This window comes from Pleomorphomonas oryzae DSM 16300, assembly GCF_000422965.1.
GTDB lineage: Bacteria > Pseudomonadota > Alphaproteobacteria > Rhizobiales > Pleomorphomonadaceae > Pleomorphomonas > Pleomorphomonas oryzae.
Genome location: NZ_AUHB01000037.1, coordinates 1 through 1,283, shown reverse-complemented (window position 1 = coordinate 1,283; position 1,283 = coordinate 1). Strand labels below are relative to the sequence as shown.

The following is a 1,283-nucleotide window of genomic DNA, read 5'->3' as shown; positions in this document are numbered from 1 at the left end:
TGGACGGTTCGATTAACCGGGTTTTCTGGACGGCTACGGGATCGTAGGAGCCGCCTCGGCGCAGTATCCTGACGGCTCGGCTTTGGGAACAGCCGCTTTGCTGGGGGGCTTATCTCCGTGGACCTTCGGCCTACGCCGCCGCGCTCCGCTCCAAACAGATCAGCCGTTTGATGTTGTAGACGAGGTTGGCGAGACCGATCTTGGTCGTCGCCCTGGCGATACCAATGGTCCGGATGAACAAACCCATCCGGGCCTTCTGTTCGGCAAAGACGTGCTCGACGTGGGAGCGCACCTTGGATTTGAGATTGTTGGCCCGGCGCGTCGCCTCGTTCATCGGCTTGCCCTTGGGCTTTTTGCGATGGACGCGGCTGACAAAGCCATTGACCTCCATGAACGCCTCGTTGGCCTTCGAGCGATAGGCCGTGTCGGCCCAGACCTTCCGTGAGGTATTCGTCTTGTCGAGCAGGTCATCGCGCAGCACGGCGCCTTCGTACAGGGCTGCGTCGGTCGCCCGCCATTTGCGAATGAAGCCAAAGCCGGCGTCGATCGACACATGGTTCTGATAGCCGTAGGTCGGGATGGCGATGTCGACCGGCGGCTTGGTGCCATCCGGCTTTTCCTTGGCTTTCTTGAACTTTACCGTCCAGCGGGCATCCCGGTCCTTGTGGCGGAGTTTAGCCGGCCGCTTCTTCCAATCCTCAGGGACGCGACCCGCCTTGACCGTCTTCCGCTCTTCGTCAGTCATGCGCTGCTTGGGCGCCGATACAAGCGTGGCGTCGACGATCTGCCCGGACATGGCAATGTAGCCGGAGGCGCGCAGCGCCGCATCGAAGCGATCGAACAACGGCTTGATTGCATCTGCCCGCGTCAGTTTCTCCCTGAACAACCAGATCGTCCGCGCATCCGGCACCCGGTCCGACAGCGTCAGCCCGAGGAACCTCATGAACGACAGACGGTCGTTGATCAGAAACTCGGCCCGCTCGTCAGAGAGGTTGTTGGCCGCCTGGATCACCAGGATCTTGAACATCATCACCGGATCGAACGGAGGCCGACCGCCTTGCGGGCCGTTGGTGTAATCAAGGGCCGTCAACAGATCGGCTCGGAATATCTCGAAGTCGACGGTCTTGCCAAATGCCTCCAACTGGTCACCGAGGTCGCTCAGCCGCTTCAGCCGGTCATCGAAGTCAAAAAAGCCAGGCAGTCCAGACATCGCCAGAGCCCTCCGCCACAAGGCAAAGGGAATCATAAAACCACTGATTTGGCGAGGTTTTTAGAAGCGTCCA

Annotated in this window: 1 protein-coding gene; it reads right to left on the bottom strand. The window is 60.2% G+C overall.

Features of this window, described 5'->3' with window-relative positions:
• Positions 1 to 130: 130 nt before the first annotated feature.
• On the bottom strand, positions 131 to 1,210 hold the full coding sequence (locus tag G522_RS0124060; RefSeq protein WP_026793200.1) for an IS5/IS1182 family transposase: 1,080 nt from the start codon (positions 1,208 to 1,210) through the stop codon (positions 131 to 133).
• Between the last annotated feature and the right edge of the window lie 73 nt (positions 1,211 to 1,283).

Excerpts from the sequence above, each read along its gene's own strand:
- G522_RS0124060 (WP_026793200.1), bottom strand. The coding sequence starts at position 1,210 with ATGTCTGGACTGCCTGGCTTTTTTGACTTCGATGACCGGCTGAAGCGG.